The sequence below is a fragment of the Nonomuraea sp. NPDC049400 genome, assembly GCF_044466425.1.
Classification (GTDB): Bacteria; Actinomycetota; Actinomycetes; order Streptosporangiales; family Streptosporangiaceae; genus Nonomuraea.
Window position 1 is genome coordinate 15,392 of the sequence record NZ_JBITMP010000046.1, and the last position, 18,643, is coordinate 34,034.

Annotated in this window: 21 protein-coding genes and 1 tRNA gene; 16 read left to right on the forward strand and 6 right to left on the reverse strand. The window is 67.5% G+C overall.

What is annotated here, in order from left to right; all coding sequences use genetic code 11:
- Nucleotides 1–300 precede the first annotated feature (300 nt).
- The 5 genes from gyrB (at nucleotide 301) to ACIBVN_RS45800 (ending at nucleotide 5,963) form a co-directional block, all read left to right on the forward strand.
- Nucleotides 301–2,244, forward strand: a complete 1,944-nt coding sequence (gene gyrB, locus ACIBVN_RS45780; protein ID WP_397146579.1) for a DNA topoisomerase (ATP-hydrolyzing) subunit B — start codon at nucleotides 301–303, stop codon at nucleotides 2,242–2,244.
- Nucleotides 2,245–2,256: 12 nt separating this feature from the next.
- Nucleotides 2,257–4,755 (forward strand): DNA gyrase subunit A, encoded by a 2,499-nt coding sequence (gene gyrA, locus ACIBVN_RS45785; protein WP_397146580.1) that lies wholly within the window; start codon nucleotides 2,257–2,259, stop codon nucleotides 4,753–4,755.
- Between the two features lie 3 nt (nucleotides 4,756–4,758).
- On the forward strand, nucleotides 4,759–5,466 hold the full coding sequence (locus ACIBVN_RS45790) for a DUF3566 domain-containing protein (RefSeq protein ID WP_397146581.1): 708 nt from the start codon (nucleotides 4,759–4,761) through the stop codon (nucleotides 5,464–5,466).
- 128 nt (nucleotides 5,467–5,594) lie between these two features.
- Nucleotides 5,595–5,668, forward strand: a tRNA-Ile gene (locus tag ACIBVN_RS45795).
- A gap of 106 nt (nucleotides 5,669–5,774) precedes the next feature.
- A complete protein-coding gene (locus ACIBVN_RS45800) occupies nucleotides 5,775–5,963 on the forward strand; it encodes a hypothetical protein (RefSeq protein WP_397146582.1) in 189 nt (62 codons plus the stop codon).
- A 67-nt stretch (nucleotides 5,964–6,030) separates the two neighbouring features.
- Here the strand turns inward: ACIBVN_RS45800 and ACIBVN_RS45805 are convergent, their stop codons facing one another.
- From ACIBVN_RS45805 to ACIBVN_RS45815, 3 genes are read right to left on the reverse strand one after another with little or no spacing between them, the layout of a single operon-like run.
- Nucleotides 6,031–6,570: a hypothetical protein gene (locus ACIBVN_RS45805; protein ID WP_397146583.1), complete on the reverse strand. Its 540-nt coding sequence runs from the start codon at nucleotides 6,568–6,570 to the stop codon at nucleotides 6,031–6,033.
- Nucleotides 6,530–6,991 carry a helix-turn-helix domain-containing protein gene (locus ACIBVN_RS45810; RefSeq protein WP_397146725.1) on the reverse strand — a complete coding sequence of 154 codons (462 nt, stop codon included), beginning with the start codon at nucleotides 6,989–6,991 and terminating at the stop codon, nucleotides 6,530–6,532. Before ACIBVN_RS45810 ends, ACIBVN_RS45805 begins: the two co-directional genes overlap by 41 nt.
- Nucleotides 6,895–7,473, reverse strand: coding sequence for a flavoprotein (locus tag ACIBVN_RS45815; RefSeq protein ID WP_397146584.1), 579 nt, complete (start codon nucleotides 7,471–7,473; stop codon nucleotides 6,895–6,897). Before ACIBVN_RS45815 ends, ACIBVN_RS45810 begins: the two co-directional genes overlap by 97 nt.
- A gap of 264 nt (nucleotides 7,474–7,737) precedes the next feature.
- Here ACIBVN_RS45815 and ACIBVN_RS45820 point away from each other — a divergent pair, with 264 nt between their 5' ends.
- The 6 genes from ACIBVN_RS45820 (at nucleotide 7,738) to ACIBVN_RS45845 (ending at nucleotide 11,108) form a co-directional block, all read left to right on the forward strand.
- Nucleotides 7,738–8,418: a VOC family protein gene (locus ACIBVN_RS45820; RefSeq protein WP_397146585.1), complete on the forward strand. Its 681-nt coding sequence runs from the start codon at nucleotides 7,738–7,740 to the stop codon at nucleotides 8,416–8,418.
- A gap of 67 nt (nucleotides 8,419–8,485) precedes the next feature.
- Nucleotides 8,486–9,364, forward strand: a complete 879-nt coding sequence (locus ACIBVN_RS45825; RefSeq protein ID WP_397146586.1) for a sigma-70 family RNA polymerase sigma factor — start codon at nucleotides 8,486–8,488, stop codon at nucleotides 9,362–9,364.
- Between the two features lie 93 nt (nucleotides 9,365–9,457).
- Nucleotides 9,458–9,892 (forward strand): hypothetical protein, encoded by a 435-nt coding sequence (locus ACIBVN_RS45830; protein ID WP_397146587.1) that lies wholly within the window; start codon nucleotides 9,458–9,460, stop codon nucleotides 9,890–9,892.
- A gap of 37 nt (nucleotides 9,893–9,929) precedes the next feature.
- Complete coding sequence (locus ACIBVN_RS45835) at nucleotides 9,930–10,535, forward strand: DUF2975 domain-containing protein (RefSeq protein ID WP_397146588.1); 606 nt, start codon at nucleotides 9,930–9,932, stop codon at nucleotides 10,533–10,535.
- Complete coding sequence (locus ACIBVN_RS45840) at nucleotides 10,535–10,750, forward strand: helix-turn-helix domain-containing protein (protein WP_397146589.1); 216 nt, start codon at nucleotides 10,535–10,537, stop codon at nucleotides 10,748–10,750. The genes ACIBVN_RS45835 and ACIBVN_RS45840 overlap by 1 nt, the downstream gene beginning before the upstream one ends.
- A gap of 151 nt (nucleotides 10,751–10,901) precedes the next feature.
- Nucleotides 10,902–11,108 (forward strand): hypothetical protein, encoded by a 207-nt coding sequence (locus ACIBVN_RS45845; protein ID WP_397146590.1) that lies wholly within the window; start codon nucleotides 10,902–10,904, stop codon nucleotides 11,106–11,108.
- Nucleotides 11,109–11,223: 115 nt separating this feature from the next.
- Here the strand turns inward: ACIBVN_RS45845 and ACIBVN_RS45850 are convergent, their stop codons facing one another.
- A complete protein-coding gene (locus ACIBVN_RS45850; protein ID WP_397146591.1) occupies nucleotides 11,224–12,105 on the reverse strand; it encodes a GNAT family N-acetyltransferase in 882 nt (293 codons plus the stop codon).
- A gap of 445 nt (nucleotides 12,106–12,550) precedes the next feature.
- Here ACIBVN_RS45850 and ACIBVN_RS45855 point away from each other — a divergent pair, with 445 nt between their 5' ends.
- The gene (locus tag ACIBVN_RS45855) at nucleotides 12,551–12,682 is read left to right on the forward strand and encodes a hypothetical protein (protein WP_397146592.1); all 132 of its coding nucleotides are present in this window, start codon (nucleotides 12,551–12,553) and stop codon (nucleotides 12,680–12,682) included.
- Here the strand turns inward: ACIBVN_RS45855 and ACIBVN_RS45860 are convergent.
- The gene (locus tag ACIBVN_RS45860; protein WP_397146593.1) at nucleotides 12,671–12,862 is read right to left on the reverse strand and encodes a hypothetical protein; all 192 of its coding nucleotides are present in this window, start codon (nucleotides 12,860–12,862) and stop codon (nucleotides 12,671–12,673) included. The two genes, ACIBVN_RS45855 and ACIBVN_RS45860, sit on opposite strands and share 12 nt — an antisense overlap.
- A 92-nt stretch (nucleotides 12,863–12,954) precedes the next feature.
- On the opposite strand from ACIBVN_RS45860, the gene ACIBVN_RS45865 reads away from it, so the two are divergent.
- A complete protein-coding gene (locus tag ACIBVN_RS45865; protein WP_397146594.1) occupies nucleotides 12,955–13,176 on the forward strand; it encodes a hypothetical protein in 222 nt (73 codons plus the stop codon).
- Between the two features lie 104 nt (nucleotides 13,177–13,280).
- Here the strand turns inward: ACIBVN_RS45865 and ACIBVN_RS45870 are convergent, their stop codons facing one another.
- Complete coding sequence (locus tag ACIBVN_RS45870; protein ID WP_397146595.1) at nucleotides 13,281–15,128, reverse strand: amino acid transporter; 1,848 nt, start codon at nucleotides 15,126–15,128, stop codon at nucleotides 13,281–13,283.
- Nucleotides 15,129–15,545: 417 nt separating this feature from the next.
- Between ACIBVN_RS45870 and kdpF the strand changes: the two genes are divergently transcribed.
- Genes kdpF through ACIBVN_RS45885 form a run of 3 tightly spaced genes read left to right on the forward strand, consistent with a single transcriptional unit; the run spans nucleotide 15,546 to nucleotide 18,639 of the window.
- The gene (gene kdpF, locus ACIBVN_RS45875) at nucleotides 15,546–15,635 is read left to right on the forward strand and encodes a K(+)-transporting ATPase subunit F (RefSeq protein WP_397146597.1); all 90 of its coding nucleotides are present in this window, start codon (nucleotides 15,546–15,548) and stop codon (nucleotides 15,633–15,635) included.
- Entirely contained in the window at nucleotides 15,635–17,974 is a 2,340-nt protein-coding gene (locus ACIBVN_RS45880) for a potassium-transporting ATPase subunit KdpA (RefSeq protein WP_397146599.1), read from the forward strand. The genes kdpF and ACIBVN_RS45880 overlap by 1 nt, the downstream gene beginning before the upstream one ends.
- Nucleotides 17,971–18,639 carry a response regulator gene (locus ACIBVN_RS45885; RefSeq protein ID WP_397146601.1) on the forward strand — a complete coding sequence of 223 codons (669 nt, stop codon included), beginning with the start codon at nucleotides 17,971–17,973 and terminating at the stop codon, nucleotides 18,637–18,639. The genes ACIBVN_RS45880 and ACIBVN_RS45885 overlap by 4 nt, the downstream gene beginning before the upstream one ends.
- Nucleotides 18,640–18,643 lie beyond the last annotated feature (4 nt).

The window sequence follows — 18,643 nt, forward strand, 5'->3', positions numbered from 1 at the left end:
CCAGGGGCGATCAGAAAGCCGCAGACGCGATAAGGCCCCTTTCCGGAGGGGGGATGCTGGACTGGGGGCAAAACGAGCTAGCGGGCATCACAGGCGCGTTCCTTGCTACTAACGGGCTCCGGACCCGGTAGAATGAAGACGGATTCCGGACACGTCCGCTTGCGTGTCACCCCGGCAGCAAGCCGACTCCCCTGGGTGACCGCGCATCGGGGCACTCACGACGGTGACGGGCACGGCAGGGGCAGCTTTGCATTTTGATCGCCTCCCCCGCCGCGTGTCCGCGGCAGGAGGATTTTGCAGTTGTCCTACGACGCTAGCTCTATCACCGTACTCGAGGGGCTTGAGGCGGTTCGCAAGCGCCCGGGTATGTATATCGGCTCCACCGGTGAGCGCGGTCTGCACCACCTCGTCTACGAGATTGTGGACAACGCGGTGGACGAGGCCCTGGCCGGTTACGCCAACCGCATCGACATCACTCTCTTGGCCGACAACGGCGTGCGCGTGATCGACAACGGGCGCGGCATCCCCACCGGCATTCACCCGGTGGAGAAGCGCTCGGCCGTCGAGGTCGTGCTGACCACGCTGCACGCGGGCGGCAAGTTCGACAGCCAGGCTTACGCGGTCTCCGGCGGCCTCCACGGTGTCGGTTCGGCCGTCGTCAACGCGCTGTCCACCGCCATGGACGTCGAGATCAAGCAGAACGGCCACTACTGGCGCCAGCGCTACGAGATGTCCAAGCCCGTCGCGCCGTTGGCCAAGGGCGAGGGCACCGACGAGACCGGCACCACGATCACGTTCTGGCCTGATCCCGACGTCTTCGAGACCACGACGTGGAACTACGAGACGCTCTCGCGGCGCTTCCAGGAGATGGCCTTCCTCAACAAGGGCCTGACGATCACGCTCACGGACGAGCGCCCCGACCACGTCAACGGCGAGCCCCACACCGTCACCTACTTCTACGAGGGCGGCCTGGCCGACTTCGTCCAGCACCTCAACGCCAAGAAGGAGCCGGCGCACGCGTCGATCATCTCCTTCGAGGAGGAGGGCGACGGCATCGCGGTCGAGATCGCCATGCAGTGGAACAACTCCTACTCCGAGTCGGTCTACACCTTCGCCAACACGATCAACACGGCGGAGGGCGGCACGCACGAGGAGGGCTTCCGCGCGGCGCTGACGTCGATCGTCAATCGCTACGCCCGCGAGCAGAAGTTCCTCAAGGAGGGCAAGGACGACAACCTGAGTGGTGAGGACGTCCGCGAGGGGCTGACCGCGATCATCTCGGTCAAGCTGTCCGACCCTCAGTTTGAAGGCCAGACCAAGACCAAGCTGGGCAACACCGAGGCCAAGTCGTTCGTGCAGAAGGCCTGCAACGACCACCTGCGCGACTGGTTCGAGCGCAACCCCGGCGAGGCCAAGGACATCATCAACAAGTCGCTGCAGGCCTCGCGCGCCCGCATCGCCGCCCGCCAGGCCCGTGACCTGACGAGGCGCAAGTCGCTGCTCGAGGCGGGCAGCGGCCTGCCGGGCAAGCTGGCCGACTGCCAGTGGAACGACCCCGAGCGGTGTGAGCTGTTCATCGTCGAGGGCGACTCGGCCGGAGGCTCGGCCAAGGGCGGCCGCGACTCGCGCTTCCAGGCGATCCTGCCCATCCGCGGCAAGATCCTCAACGTCGAGAAGGCGCGGATCGACAAGGTCCTGAAGAACAACGAGGTCCAGGCGCTGATCACCGCCCTGGGCACCGGCGTGCACGACGAGTTCGACATCGCCAAGCTGCGTTACCACAAGGTCATCCTGATGGCCGACGCCGACGTCGACGGCCAGCACATCAACACGCTGCTGCTGACGCTGCTGTTCAGGTTCATGAGGCCGCTGATCGAGGCCGGCCACGTCTACCTGTCGTGCCCGCCGCTCTACAAGATCAAGTGGGACCGCAAGGGCGAGGACGCCTCGTACGCCTACTCCGACAGCGAGCGCGACGCGGTCATCGCCGAGGGCATCGCCAACGGCAAGGCCGACCCCCGGCCGCGGGACAACGTGCAGCGCTTCAAGGGCCTCGGCGAGATGAACGCGAGCCAGCTCTGGGAGACCACGATGAACCCGGAGACCCGGCTGCTGCGACTGGTCACGCTCGACGACGCGGCGCAGGCCGACGACCTGTTCAGCGTGCTCATGGGCGAGGACGTGGAAGCCAGGCGCGAGTTCATCATCCGCAACGCCCGCGACGTGCGCTTCCTCGACGTTTAAGGACATTTACCTGTGACGGACGTGAACACCACTCCCCCGGCTGAACGCATCGAGCCGGTGGACATCCAGTCCGAGATGCAGCGCAGCTACATGGACTACGCGATGTCGGTCATCGTGTCCAGGGCGCTGCCGGACGTCCGCGACGGCCTCAAGCCGGTGCACCGGCGGGTGCTCTACGCGATGTACGACGGTGGCTACCGTCCCGACCGCGGCTACTTCAAGTGCGCCCGCGTCGTCGGCGACGTGATGGGCACCTACCACCCCCACGGCGACACCTCGATCTACGACGCGCTGGTGCGCCTGGCGCAGGACTGGTCGATGCGCTACCCGCTCGTCGACGGGCAGGGCAACTTCGGCTCGCCGGGCAACGACCCGGCGGCGGCGATGCGTTACACCGAGTGCAAGCTCGCGCCCATCGCCATGGAGCTGCTGCGCGACATCGACAAGGACACCGTCGACTTCCGCCCCAACTACGACGGCAAGTCGCAGGAGCCCGACGTCCTGCCGGCGCGCTTCCCGCAGCTGCTGGTCAACGGCTCGGGCGGCATCGCCGTCGGCATGGCCACCAACATCCCGCCGCACAACCTGCGCGAGGTCGCGGCGGCGGTCAAGTGGGCGCTGGAAAACCCGGAGGCCGGCGACGAGGAGCTGCTCGAAGCGGCGATCAAGCTGGTCAAGGGGCCCGACTTCCCCACCAAGGCGCTGATCGTCGGCCGGCGGGGCATCGAGGACGCCTACCGCACCGGGCGCGGCTCGATCACCATGCGCGCCGTGGTCGAGGTCGAGGAGGACAAGGGCCGGCAGGCGCTCGTCGTCACGGAGCTGCCGTACCAGGTCAATCCCGACAACCTCGCGCTCAAGATCGCCGAGCTGGTGCGTGAGGGCAAGCTGGCCGGCATCGCCGACGTACGCGACGAGAGCTCCTCGCGGGTCGGGCAGCGCCTGGTAATCGTGCTCAAGCGCGACGCGGTCGCCAAGGTCGTGCTCAACAACCTGTACAAGCACACCCAGCTCCAGGACACGTTCGGCGCCAACATGCTGGCGCTGGTGGACGGGGTGCCGCGTACGCTGCGGCTCGACCAGTTCATCCGGCACTATGTCGCGCACCAGATCGAGGTCATCGTCCGCAGGACCCGCTACCTCCTGCGCAAGGCCGAGGAGCGCGCCCACATCCTGCGCGCGCTGCTGAAGGCCCTGGAGCGGCTCGACGACGTCATCGCCCTCATCCGGGCCTCCGAGTCCGCCTCGCACGCCCAGCAGGGCCTCATGGCGCTGCTGGAGATCGACGAGGTGCAGGCGCAGGCCATCCTCGACATGCAGCTGCGCAAGCTGGCCGCCCTGGAGCGGCAGTCCATTCAGGACGAGTACGACTCCCTGATGACGCAGATCGCCGAGTACAACGCGATCCTGGCCAGCGAGGCCCGGCAGCGCGAGATCATCGGCGAGGAGCTCGGCGAGATCGTCGGCCGCTACGGCGACGACAGGAAGACCGAGATCATCGCCTACGACGGCGACATGTCGATCGAGGACCTCATCGCCGAGGACGAGATCGTCGTCACGATCACCCGGGGCGGTTACGCCAAGCGCACCCGTACCGACCTCTACCGGGCGCAGAAGCGCGGCGGCAAGGGCGTCCGGGGCGCGCAGCTACGCCAGGACGACATCGTCGACCACTTCTTCGTCACCACGACGCACCACTGGCTGCTGTTCTTCACGAACAAGGGCCGGGTGTACCGCGTCAAGGCGTACGAGCTGCCCGACGCCGGGCGTGACGCGCGCGGCATGCATCTCGCGAACCTTTTGGCGATGCAGCCCGACGAAACAGTCATGGAGGTTCTCGACCTACGCGACTACGACGTCGCCCCCTACCTCGTGCTCGCCACCCGCAGCGGGCTGGTCAAGAAGACCCGCCTGTCCGAGTACGACTCCCCCAGGTCCGGCGGTCTGATCGCGATCAACCTGCGGGACGACGACGAGGTCATCGGAGCCCGCCTGGTCTCGGAGACCGACGACCTGCTGCTGGTCTCCAAGGGCGCCCAGTCGATCAGGTTCACCGCCTCGGACGAGGCGCTGCGGCCCATGGGGCGCGCGACCAGCGGTGTCATCGGCATGAGGTTCCTCGAGGGTGACGAACTTCTCGCCATGAATCGGATGGCCGACGGTCAAGATGTGCTTATCGCCACGGAGGGCGGGTACGCAAAACGGACGCCAGTGGAGCAGTATCCAGTTCAAGGACGTGGCGGTAGGGGAGTGCTTACTGCGAAAATCGTGTCTTCCCGTGGCAAGCTGGTCGGAGCCGTCATGGTCAACCCAGAGGACGAGGTCTTCGCGATCACGTCCGCCGGCGGGGTGATCCGGACGAGTGCCGGAGAGATCAAGCAGTCCGGCCGCCAGACCATGGGAGTGCGATTGATGAATCTCGCTGAAGGCGACAGCGTGGTGGCCCTCGCCCGGAACGCGGAGTCCATGGAGACTTCTGTGGAAATTGAGGAAAACGGGGGAGGAGAGTAGTCCATGAGCGCCCAGGGTGGCCCCGCCAGGACAAAGGCGGCTTCGGGTAACGGACAGCAACCGAAGAAGCCCAACCAATCCGAGACAGTCGGCGCGGTCGACGACGGCAAGGACACGAAGCCCGCGCAGGGCAGGCCGGGTCCGGCCAAGGAGGACGCGCGGTCGTCGGCACCTGCCGCGCCCGCACCCACGCCCAAGCCGTCACCGGCGCCGCCGCCCCCTCCGGAGGGCAACGAGACGGTCCGCATCCGTCCGTCGCTGACCACGGAGGCGCCGCCGCCCGCGGTCGAGCTGCCCAAGAAGAAGTCGTCCGGCGGCGCGGGGGCACGGCTCCCCCGCAAGGCACACCTGGTCCTGCGCCGCGTTGAGCCGTGGTCGGCCATGAAGTTCAGCTTTGTGGTGTCCCTGGTCTGCTTCGTGGTGCTCTTCGTGGCGGTGGCCGTCCTGTACGGCGTGCTGTCGGCCTTGGGCGTGTTCGACTCGCTGGTCGACCTGGTCAACCAGCTTGGCCAGGGCGAGCAGGGGCAGAACTCGATCCCCATCAACATCGCCTCGTGGTTCGAGCCTGTGCGGATTCTTGGTTACACGGCATTGCTCGGGGCTGTGAACGTCGTACTGATCACGGCGCTTTCCACGTTGGGGGCGGTCATCTACAACATCGCCTCTGACCTGGTCGGGGGCGTCGAGGTCACGTTCAGCGAGGCCGAGTAGGCGAGGTTGCTCGCGCCGGTCCCGGCGACGGGAACGGCGCGAGCAGCACGCTGGAGGCGGTAAGCTTTTCCTCGTCCGAACAACCGGTTCGCGTCCTTCCTGGGGATGCGATAACGTTCGGTGTGCGCGGGGCTATAGCTCAGTCGGTTAGAGCGCTTCCCTGATAAGGAAGAGGTCCCAGGTTCAAGTCCTGGTAGCCCCACTCGATTGACCAGCGATAACAGGCCGTTCTCCGATCAGGAGGCGGCCCTTTTTCGCATCGTGGGAGAAATCTGGGAGACGACCCCGCCCACGAGATCGCCGACGCGGTGTATGAGAGGTTCAGCCACGAGGTGCCCAAGGACGTGTGGGCGGCCCGGGAGAAGCTGCTGGAGCCAGGCACGAAGATCGCCCCAAAGACGGCGTTCCGGCAGATCTGGGCGTACACCAAGGACGGCTACGGCCGGCTTCCATGCGGCATCTACGACGGTGGGGCGCCGTCTACATTCTGGCCTTGACCCTGCCGTGCCGCAGCTCCGTGTCCCCTGCCATCGAAGAATGAGCGTTGTCATCGAAGTTTGATGACTACCAGGTGCTGTCATCGATGCCCATGGAACCAAGCCAAGACGCAGACGAGTGCACGGTGGTGAGGCGAATCACCTGCAAGGGAGCAAAGCGGGGATCATGGATGCGCTGCTGTATGTCCGCTCGTCGCGCCGCATGCTGGGACCACGCCCACCATGCTGGGTGATCCCGCCGGAACCATTCCGCCACGGTCTCGCGGTTCCCATTGAAGATCGATTCGCGCAGAAGTGTCCTGCGTAGTGACCGCCGCAGGATCCGGGGCATGATGACTCGCCGTGGGTAGTCCAGCCATACGACGGTGTCGGCACGTTCCCACAGCAGGTCACGGACTTCCGGGTAGCCGTACGAGTCGAAGACCCAGGCCCGCGCACGGGCGATCTCTGCAACCTGAGCAGGAAACCGCTCGTTCACGGCCCAGCCGGGACCGGCGAAGTACAGGGCGTCCATCTCGTGATAGGGCACGGCGAGCTGGCTGCTCAACGCTCGCGCCATAGTGGATTTACCGGCCCCGCTGATACCCACTACGAGGATGCGCTGCATCCAAGCAGCCTAAGCCTGGTGTGCAGCGGCGGAAACCGAGGGTGGCACCGTCATGAAGCGGGATGATCAAACTTGATCGACGCAGGACACTCCGAATCGAGCTGCACAACTGGCCGCACGATCGCGGCGTCGGCGGGTGGGTCCACCCGTACGACGAACACGGCCGTCCAGACCATCTCGTGTGGTGGGTCGTCGAGCGCTGGATGGCCGATGCTGCGTTTGTCTTCTTCACGGTGAGTTCGTCCACGGGCAGGCCGAGGATGTCAGCGAGGGCGTTGATCACGGTGTGGTTGTCCACGGCACGTTGCTCACGCTCCACCTGGCTCAGCCAGCTCTCGGAACGGTCGACGAGACCGGACAGGACCGCCTGGGACAGTCCACGGCGACGGCGTGCAGCTCCTGCATGGTGCGTTCCCAGGATGGAATGCGGGACTCCGGCGGGGCGGCGGGATCGAACAGGACCTGCACGCCCATCTCTCGAAGCGTGTCCAGGCTTCGCTGGCACGCGAGGTGCCGGGCAAGCGCGTCCTTCAGTAGCGGTACGGCCAAGATCGGGACGCCGAACCCCATCACTTCGCACAGGAGCCCGACCGCGAAGGTGTCGGCGATGCCGTTCGCCCACTTGTTGATCGTGTCGAACGTCGCAGGCGCGACGATCACGGCGTCGGCGGGAGGGAGGCCCTTGGGGTCCCGCGGCATGCGGTACGTGCTGCGGACCAGGTCGCCGGTCAGACGCTCCAGCTCTGCGACATTGAGGAAGCGTTCGCCCATCGGCGTGGTTACCACGTGCACCCGCCACGCGGCTGCCTGAGCCATAGGGACCAGATGATGGAGATCGGCGGCGGCAGGTGTGGCACCCGCGATCACATAGAGAACGCCGGGCGTGTCCTCTTGGGACTCCATGCGCGTGATCCTCTGAAACAAGCGCGATGGCCGTTGAGGTTCGACTGCGGGGAGGAGACACCCTGACGGATTGCGACCTCACTCAGTTGCATGAATCGATCCACTGCTCCACGAACACTTCGGCCTCCCGTAACGTGACGACCGCGCGCGCGGGGGCGATGCTGCTCACTATCCGGCGAGGGCTCACAGGGCGTCCCATCTGGACGAGATAGCAGGCCAGTCCGTCACTCATCTGGCGCGCACGCACTGGGCAGCTGGGAGCAGTTGGTCTCCGACAAGCTGCTGCGCTGCGGCTTCCACACCCAGAGCGCTCGGGAACTGGCGACCACCATCATCGGTACCCGTGACGGCGTCCGGCTGCGGACCGCGATCCACGAGCTGCAGGTAGGTGATTGTCTTGCGGAGGGCAGCGCTGCTCGAAGCCCTCAGGCGGCCAGCGGCCAGTCCCTTTGTTACCTTCTGGCACCTGCTCCCGTCATACAGGCGACGGCCGCGTATCCCCACGGCCGCCGACCAACAACGAGATGGGAGATCAAGGTGCTGACGAACATCATGTATGTGACGGTCTATGTCACCGATCAGGACCGCGCGCTGAAGTTCTACACCGAAGGGCTCGGCCTGGAGAAGCGTGTCGACTTTCAGGGGCGGGAATCACGCTGGCTCACTGTGGGCGTTGCCGGTAGTCCGGTCGAGATCGTTCTTTGGCCGCATGCGCCGGCCGCGGGACAGCCGGTCGAGCCGCGGCTGGGTGTCGACCCCGGTCCGCTCATCCTTGAGTCGGACGACCTGAGGAAGGATTTCGAGGTGCTTCGCAGGCGAGGCGTGACATTCGATCGGCCCGAACCGGAGGACTACCCGTTCGGCGTCGGCATCGAGGCCGTGGATCCGGACGGCAACCGGATCTCGCTCCGCCAGCAGCGCCGCCCCAACCGCGCCGATGGCTGACCGTAGACTACGCGGCGATCCGTGCCCGTCATAACCCATGGGTGAGCAGATCCGAGGAGGCGAGAACATGACTGACAGCAGCGGGACGAATCTGGTGGCCGAGGCGTTCGAGGCCCACCGCGACCGGCTGCGCGCAGTCGCCTACCGCGTCCTCGGATCGCACGCCGACGCCGAGGACGTGGTCCAGGAGGCATGGATGCGCCTGGCCCGCCAGGACACGACGACCATCGAGAACCTGGCGGGCTGGCTGACCACGGTGGTCGGCCGGATCAGCCTGGATGTCCTACGGTCCCGCCAGAACCGCCCCGAGGCCCCCTACGACGAGCTGCTGCCTGAGCTGGTGGTAACGGTCGACGAAAGCGCTGAACCAGCCGAGTACGTGGCACTGGCCGACTCAGTGGGGCTCGCGCTGCTCGTCGTCCTGGACTCGCTTGGGCCGAGCGAGCGGCTGGCGTTCGTGCTGCACGACCTGTTCGGGGTGCCGTTCGCCGAGATCGGCCAGATCCTGGGCAAGTCCGCCGACGCCACCAAGATGATCGCCAGCCGCGCCCGCAGGAAGGTGCAGGCCACCGAGCGGCCGATGGCGGCCGTACGAGAACAACGAGAGGTCATCGACGCCTTCCGCGCGGCAGCGGTCGAGGGCGATTTCGAAGCGCTGCTGCGCGTGCTCGACCCGGAGGTGAAACTGACGATCGACACCCCCAACGGCGTGGTCGTCACCCTCGGCGCCACCGAAGTCGCCTCCGGCGCCCGGATGATCTCCGGCGCAGTCGCCCGACATCGCGAGGTGCTCGTCAACGGCCTTCCCGGGTTCGTCTCCTGGCGCGAGAACGGGACCCCACTCTCCATCATCTGGTTCATGGTCACCCACGACCGGATCGCCGCCATCTCGATCTTGGTCGATCCCGCACGGCTCGCATCGATGCACCTGCCGGACCCTGCGTGAGGCACCCTCACGATGTCGGACCACGTCCGGAGCGAAACCGACGCCATCGGGTGATCTCGTTCGCCCTCTACGCGACCTGAACGGAAGCAGCCCATGGCCGCAGACGCCGGCGGACGTCGATGGACAGTCGCAGCGCAGCCCGCGAACTCGCGCCTGTGGTTCGACGTCTCCGACCGGATCATGTGCCTCGGCCGTATCGCGCTGCTCAGGAAGGGCTTCGCGCAGGCGCAGGCGCGTGCGCTGCACGAGCGGGCGAGGAGGCTGGCCGTCGAGCAGCACCACAAGGTTGGGGAGTACCACTACGAGGTGGGCCGCCTGGCCCTCATCGAGTGTCGCGAGGGCAGGCTGGGGCCCGCGGAGGAGTGCTGCGACGCCCGGACGGCCTGGTCACGGCACTTCGGAGCCTGGCCGCCGCGGCTGTCAGCACGTCATGAAGGTGATTGCGTGGGCGGCCTGGCGGATCGAGGTGCCGACCTTGGCCGCGATCCGTTCCCCGCCGGGCTGCCTGTGGAAGATCGCGGTCACTGACTGGACATATCGAATGTCGTTATTTACGATTATCGTTATGTCTGCGAGATGGCTCAACCGGCTTCAAATCCTGCTGACCCTCTTCCTGGTCCTGGCCTGCCTCGGCGCCTTGGGCCTGCTGCTCTACACCATCCTGATCGCTTTCGTCGGCACCTCCAACGGCATCGGCGTCCCGCTGCGGGTGTTCGACGTGCCGGTCGAGGGCATGGCGGCACCGGATGCCGCGATCGTCAGCGCGACCGCCGACGTGACGGTCGCCCACCAGGGTCCAGCGCCGCTTGTCGGCCTGCTCTACCTGCTCCTGTGGGTGCCGGGCGTCGCGACCACCCTGCTCGCGCTGTTCACTGTCGTCCGTTCGCTGAGCAGGGCCACCGCAGGAGACAGGGCACTGTTCTCCGCCGTCACCGCCGCTCACCTGCGCCGCCTCGGCTGGATCCTGATCATCGGCTCGCTCGCCACAGGCCTGCTCGGCATGGTGGCCGAGCCGATCCTGGCCTCGATGCTGCTGGACAAGAGCAATTCGTTCTACCCGCCGTCGGGCGAGGTGGTGGCCGGGGTCGTGACGGGAGTCGCGGTGCTGGCCGTGTCGGAGATCGTACGGCGTGGCGTGGTGCTGCTCGAAGAGGTCGAGGCCACGATCTGATGGTCGAGCCGGCCATCAGCGTACGGCTGGACGAGCTGCTCAAGCAGCGCGGCATGACGCTCACCGAGCTGTCCCACAGGGTTCAGATCTCCGTCGTCAACCTGTCCATCCTGAAGAACGGCCACGCCAAGGCGATACGCTTCTCCACCCTCATGCGCCTGTGTGATGTCCTCGACTGCCAACCGGGCGATCTTCTCCGCTACGAGCGGTCATAGAGCCAGGCGATTTGAGCTCGACGGACCACTGCGCGGGTTCGGCACCGCGGTGCTGTCATGATCTCGGTGACACCTCACCGATGGGATCTACGATGTCTGCTCGCTCACTCGTGCCGGCGGGCGCCTGCTCGACGGGGAGCTCCACATCTCCTTGCGCGAGCCCGGCGAGGAGCGCACTGTTCTGCTCCCCCGGGGCTCGGTGTTCACCGTCCCCCGTGGCACGGAGCACAAGCCGTCCGCTCCCACTGGAGCTGCGATCCTCATGTTCGAGCCCACCGGGACACCGACGGTCGGCGACCGCCATGCCGAGATCCCCGACCACATCGACGCGACGACAGGGCACGTGCTCGGCGCCTGAGGGGGGGAGCGGGCATGGCGTCCACGAGGCCGCTTGACCAGGCTGGCGCGGCCGGACCTCGGCACATCGCGCGCGCAACCGATGGCGGCGAAGCCCTCGGTCGGCAGACCTGCCGCTACAGGTCGAGCTGTAGTGTCACCCTCTTGTGGGTCGGCAGGTAGCCGAGCGCGTCATTGACGACACGCATATGGCGGTTGCTGTCGGCGGTGTCGGTCAGCAGGCCATCGAGGTCCGGGTAGCGCTCGCGCGCCTGCCGGATGGCCTCGGCCTTCATCCAGCGGGCCAGACCGCGCCCGCGATGCTCGGGGAGCACGCCGGTGCCATAGTGCTGGGCATCGCCCTTGCCGTCTCCCGGGACGACCAACTCGGTGAATCCGGCGATGGAACCATCCGACTCGGCGACGGCAGCGACGGTATGGAGCAGGTCGCCCCGCTTCTCGATCGCCCGCGCCGCTTCCCATACCCGGTCGACATCCCAACTCACGGTGCCGAAGTCGGTGTCGTCCATCGGCATGTCGTCCATGGCGTGGCGCGACGCGGTGAACGTCTCAGCCAGCTCATCCGGCACGACCCCATCCCACGCGACCAACCGGTAGCCGGGATGCGGGCTGTGCACGATCCCCCTGAGGGCGGCGAGGTCCGCCTGTGCCAGCGGCAGCCGCGCGTAGGTCAGGGTCAACACCTTGCGGAAGCCACGTGCCGACAGGAAGAGCTCTCCCGGTGAGCCGGGCTCCGCCTCCGCGATGACGCTGCGTCGACCCTCTTCGCGAGCTGCGGCCGCTGCGGCCGTCAGCAGGAGAGAACCGGCGCCGCTCCGCTGCTCGGCGGGGTGGACGTGGAGATCGAGCTCGGCCAGATGATCCTGGCCCGCCTTGTCGAACAGGCGGAGGAACGCCGATCCGATGGGCACGCCGGTGGAGCGGGTGGCCAGCCAGGCGAGGCGACGGGAGGACGGTGTGAGCTGGGGGTCAATCAGAGGGATGATGCGAATCGACACGATGTCTCCGGCTTGAGGAGGTGAACAGAAGCAGAGCTGCAGCTTCGCCGCTGAACGGTCATGCGCATCTGCTGCACACCTCCTCCAAGAACGGCCTCGACATCGGACGTGATCAAGGCTATAGCGGTGGCTCCGAATCGCGCCACCTGTTCGGTCCCCGGCACGGCCACCGTAGATTCCTGCGCACTGCTCACCGTTTGCGGGTCTCGCCGAGTTCGATGCCCGCCTGCGCCTTGGCCGCATGCCCGGACACGGTGGTACGTCCCGTGTCGGCGATCGTGGTCAGCAGGGCCCGCGCTTGCGGGGCATCACCCGCCCGGTACGCAGCTCGTGGCCGCGGCTCCCGGGCTCAGGGGATCGGGGGGAAGCGGGAGGCCCTTTCGGCGGCGTCGAGCTCACGGGGGGAACTGAGGGGGTCACGGACCTGCGCCTGGACCCCCGCGCCATGCGCATGGACTCGACCCGGCTCGCCGGGACCATCCTCGACCTGCTCCACCAGGCCAGGAAGCAGGCCGATGCGGAGGAGCAAAGGAGAGCCGAGGAGTTCCTGGGCGTACGTGCCCTGCTACGGCGATGAGCCCAGGTCTCGCCACTCCCGGTCCAGCCGCGTTGAGGCTCTGCGGGCGACCCACCACGGGAGCAGGACCGTCATGACCAGCCAGCCGACCACTCCGGCGGGAACGGCGGCCATGAGGGTGCCGAAGACGAATTCCACCGCCCCGATCGGCGGCGGCGCGAGACTGCCCCGGTTGTCCATGGGTCTTGGCCACCCCGTACGCGCCCCCGCCCTCCGGGAAGGCGGCGATGACCTGCCGGTAGGAGAGGGTCAGCACGGCCAGCAGGGCCGCGATGGTCAGCGTGACCGGAATGGTGAACCCGAGCCCCGCGCCGCCCGCCAACGCGAGCACCAGCACGATCGCCTCGGGTCCGTACGCCACCGACGCCATCGCGTCCAGCGACAGCGCGGCCAGCCCGCCGACGACCGACAGCCGATGCCGTTCACCGGTATCGACGGGCTCCTCGGCGGCGGTGGGCGTTTTCACAACAGACATGGAGAATGCTCCTGAATGAGGGATTCCTCCCCATGCTGCTCTCGCGTCCGCACCAAAGCCGACCATATATACGCATTTCAGACGCGAAGCGCCCCAATAACCACGCGAAACGTACGGGGCCGGTCAGCCGACGTGGACGTGTGGACGGCGTTCCTGGTCCGGCTCGGCCTGGCGCAGCACCTCCCTGGTCAGCGGCGGTACGTCGCCACCGCCGAAGACCAGGTAACGCAGCATGGCCACGACCGGGTTCCCCTCGGTCCAGTGGAAGTAGATGTGCGGCACTCCCCCGGTCCGGTCCCGCAGGTACAGCAGCAGCGCGGCCAGCGAGTTCGGGACGGCCGAGCTCTCGATGGTGAGGATCTTGTGGCCGTACCGCTCCTCGCCCTTGACGTGCAGCTCGGTCTCGAACTCCGAGGCGTCCGGCACCGACACCTCCACGAACAGCACCGGCTCCGAGCTGCGCAGCCGGTGGGTCTGCCAGGTCTCGCGGAGCTTGTCGTTGTACTCGGCCTGGTCCCGGGCGTTCGGCTCGTTGGCGATCACGTGGATCTCGCCGCAGGCGTCGTTGACGAACTCCTCGGCCAGCGGATCCAGGTGGACCTCCGTGACCCGCAGCTCGGTCGAGCGGGTGGCACGGGAGATCAGGGAGGTGACGATGATCGCCGCGATGAAGAACGAGGCGATCTTGACGCCGTCCGGGCGTTCGATCACGTTGTCCACCAGTGTGTAGCCGAGCACCGCCGTGATCAGCGCGAAGGCGGCGGTTGCCGCCTGCTGGCGCTTCTTCCACGCCGACAGCGTCACCGCCACCGCCGCCGACAACATGAGCACCAGCACGCCGGTGGCGTACGCGCCGCCCTGGGCGTCCACGTCGGCGTCGAAGATGATCGTGATGCCGAACGCGATCGCCGAGAACACCAGCACCAGCGGCCGCACCGCGCCCGTCCACTCCGGCGCCATGCCGTACCGGGGCAGATACCGCGGAACCAGGTTGATCAGCCCGGCCATCGCCGACGCCCCGGCGAACCACAGGATGGCGATCGTGGAGACGTCGTAGGCGGTGCCGAACCAGTCGCCCAGGAAGCTGTGCGCCAGGTAGGCCAGCGCCCGGCCGTTCGCCTTGCCGCCCTCCTCGAACTCCTGATGCGGGATCAGCACCGTGGTGACGAAGCTGGAGAAGACCAGGAACACGCTCATGATCAGCGCGGCGACGGTCAGCAGCCGCTTGGTGCCTTTGACCCGCTGCGGGATGTCGCCCTTGACCACCGGCATCACCGCGACGCCGGTCTCGAACCCGGACATGCCCAGGGCCAGCTTCGGCATGACCAGCAGGGACAGCCCGACCATGGCGAGGGGGCTGCTGAAGTCCAGGCTCAGCGCGCGCTGCCAGTCCACCACCACCTGCGGAGCCTCGAGCACGTGCGCGATCGCGACGGTGACGACGACGGCGTTCAGCGCCAGGTAGACGAAGACCAGCAGCACGGCGATGCCGATCGCCTCGGTGAACCCCATCAGGAAGACGCCGCCCAGTGCCGCCAGCAGCACCAGGGTCACGATCACCTGCTGTCCGGCCAGGAAGTCGGGCACGAACGGGTTCTCCAGGATGTGCGCGGTCGCGTCCGCCGCCGACAACGTCATCGTGATCACGAAGTCGGTGGCGGCGAAGCCGAGCAACGCCAGTACGAAGATCTTGCCCCACCACTGCGGCGCGAGCTTCTCCAGCATCGCGATCGAGCCCTGCCCGTACGGGCTCTCGGCCGCCACCCGCCGGTAGACCGGCAGCGCGCCCAGCAGGGTGAGCGCCACCAGGAACAGCGTGGCGAGCGGCGACAGCAGGCCCGCCGCCAGCGCGGCGATGCCCGGCTGGTAGCCCAGTGTGGAGAAGTAGTCGACGCCGGTCAGACACATCACCCGCCACCACGGGTGCTTGACGTGGGGGCCGTGTTCGATCTGCTTACGGTCGGTCTGCAAGCCCTCCAACAGCCAGGACCGCACAGTCCCTTCCGTAGCGGCCGGCCGCTTCGCCAGCACCATAACGGTCACTCCTCGTCAAAGCCCCGTAAAGACGCATCGGACACTACCTGGGCCGAAAGAGCAGTTGAGGAGGACAAGGCGTCAAAAAAACGTATAAATCGGCGAGGCGTCCCTACGCGCGAAGCGGCGCGTAGGGATGCCGATAAAAATCAGGCTCGGGTCGTATGAAAGCCGTCAAGACCGCCAAAACCGCCCAAATCTCGGGATTTGCTTGCCTTTGAGCCGCCCCCGCATAGGGGTGGCCGAACCAACCTGTCCAGATTGAGGAGTGGGGATGGCTGACGTCATCTTCGCCGCCCTGACGATCGCGATCTTCGTGATCTTCGGGCTGGTGGTCAAGGCGGTGGAGCGGCTGTGAGCGCCGTCAACGCCACTGGTCTCGTCTTAGTGGTGGGGCTGGTGGTCTTCATGGTCGTGGCCCTGCTGTTCCCGGAGCGTTTCTGATGAGTACCACCGTGGCAGGGATGATCTTCATCGTCTCCCTGATCGTCGCCCTGGGCCTGGTGTACAAGCCGCTCGGTGACCACATGTACCGGGTCTACTCGACCACCAGGCACAGCGCCGCCGAGCGCGGGATCTACCGGTTGCTCGGGGTGCGCGCGGACGCCGAGCAGGGCTGGGGCATGTACGCGCGCAGCCTGCTGGCGTTCTCGCTGATCTCGATCCTGGTCGTGTACGGCGTCCAGCGCCTGCAGGACAAGCTGCCGCTGAGCCTGGGCATGAAGCCGGTCACCGACCACATCGCCTGGAACACGGCGGTCAGCTTCGTCACCAACACCAACTGGCAGGCGTACTCGGGCGAGTCCACGATGGGCCACCTGACCCAGATGGCCGCACTGGCCGTGCAGAACTTCGTCTCGGCGGCGGTGGGCATGGCAGTGGCCGTCGCCCTGGTGCGCGGCTTCGCCCGGCGCAGGTCGGACACGATCGGCAACTTCTGGGTGGACCTGGTCCGCGGCACGATCCGCATCCTGCTGCCGATGGCGTTCATCGGTGCGCTGGTGCTGGTGGCAGGCGGGTTGATCCAGAACTTCTCCGGTCCGCACGAGGTGAGCACGCTGGCCGGCGGCGGCGACCCGGCCAACCTGGCCCGCCAGCGCACCCTGGTCGAGAGCATGGGCGGCACCTACCACCAGGTCGTCGGCGACGACATCCCCCGTGCGCTGCTCGACTTCGCCCGCGGCGTCAACGCCACCCAGCTCGTCCTGGGCGCCTCCCGGCGCGGGCGCTTCGCGCAGATCCTCTCCCGCGGCGTCGGGGTGGAGACCACCACCCTGTCCGGCCCCATCGACGTCCACCTCGTCACCCACGAGGAGGCCAAGAAGGGCCGCCGGCGGCCCGAACGCTCCCGGGCGGTGCTGACCAGGAAGCGCAGGCTGACCGGATGGGCCGTCGCGGTCGCGGGCATGCCGCTGCTCACCGCCGCGCTCATCCCCTTCCGCGACGTGATCTCGCTGCCCAGCGAGATCCTCTTCTTCCTCAGCCTGACCGTCGGGGTCGCCCTCATCGGCGGCATGTGGCCGGCCATCACCGCAGCCGTCGGAGGGTCGCTGCTGCTCAACTGGTTCTTCACCCCTCCCATCGGCCAGCTCACCATTTCCGACCCGGAGAACCTGTTCGCGCTGGTCGTGTTCGTACTCGTCGCCGCCGCGGTCAGCACCATCGTGGACATCGCCGCCCGGCGCACCAGGGAAGCCGCCCGCGCCCGCGCCGACGCCGAGGCACTGTCCACGCTGGCCGGGCACGTGCTGCGCGGCGAGGCCGCGCTGCCGTCACTGCTCGGCCGCCTGCGCGAGACGTTCTCCCTGGACTCGGTCACCCTGCTCGAACGCGCCGGCGAGCCCACCCCGGACGACCAGTCCGAGCCCGGAGCCTGGCGCATCGTCGCCACCACCGGAGCCACGCCGTGCACTGTCCCCGCGACCGCCGACACCGACGTGCAGATCAGCGACCGGCTGGTGCTCGCAGCCCGCGGCCGGCTGCTGGACGCCAGCGACCGCCGGGTGCTGGAGGCATTCGCCGCCGAAGCCGCCGTCGCGCTGCGCCAGGAACGCCTGCAGGAGGAAGCCGAGCAGGCCAAACCCCTGGCGGAGGCCGACCGGATGCGCACCGCCCTGCTCGCCGCCGTCAGCCACGACCTGCGCACCCCCCTGTCAGCGGCCAAGGCCTCCGTCGAGAGCCTGCGCAGCAAGGAGATCGACTGGTCGCCGGAGGATCGCGACGAACTGCTCGACACCGCCCAGGAGTCGCTCGCCCGGCTGGACCGGCTGGTGGAGAACCTGCTCGACATGAGCCGCCTGCAAGCCGGCGTGCTGGGCCTCTCCCTCCAGCCCCTCGCCCTGGAAGAGGTCGTTCCCCGCGCCATCGACGACCTCGGCGCGCTGCGCGACCGCATCGAGGGCGACATCTCCATCGACCTCCCCGAGATCGTCGCCGACCCCGCACTGCTGGAACGCGTCCTGGTCAACCTCATGACCAACGCCGTCCGCCACAGCCCCGCCGGCCAGAAGGTGCTGATCACCGCCAGCTGGCACGAGGACCAGGTCGAGATCCGCGTCATCGACCGCGGCCCCGGCATCCCGCCCGAGGCCCACGACCGGGTCTTCCAGCCGTTCCAGCGGCTCGGCGACCGCGACAACGGCACCGGCGTGGGCCTCGGGCTCGCGCTCTCCCGCGGCCTGACCGAGGCCATGGCCGGCACCCTCGTACCCGAAGAGACACCAGGGGGAGGACTCACCATGATCATCAGGATGCCCATCTCGTCCCAGGCGGTGACCGCATGACCAAGATCCTCGTTGTCGACGACGAACCGCAGATCCTGCGCGCGCTGCGCATCAACCTGGCCGCCCGCCAGTACGAGGTCGCGGTCGCCTCCGACGGCTCCTCCGCCCTGCGCGGCGCCGCCGAATGGCACCCGGACCTGGTGGTGCTCGACCTCGGCCTGCCCGACATCGACGGCGTCGACGTCATCCACGGCCTGCGCGGCTGGACCCGGGTCCCCATCGTCGTCCTGTCCGGCCGGGCCGGCAACCAGGACAAGATCGAAGCCCTGGACGCGGGCGCCGACGACTACGTCACCAAGCCCTTCGGCATCGAGGAGTTCCTCGCTCGCATCCGCGCCGTCTCACGCCGCGCCGCCATCCACGAGGCCGACCTCGCCAGCATCCAGATCGGCGAGCACACAGTCGACCTCGTCGGCAAGACGGTCTCGGGCGGCCTGCGGCTCACGCCCACCGAATGGCACATCCTGGAGATCCTGCTCCGCAACCCCGGCAAGCTCATCCCACAGCGCTACCTGCTGACCGAGGTGTGGGGCAGCAAGCACGTCAAGGAGACCCACTACCTGCGTCAGTACATGGCCCAGCTCCGCAAGAAGTTCGAACGCGACCCCGCCCACCCCCTATATCTGATCACCGAACCGGGCATGGGCTACCGCTTCACTCCATGACATC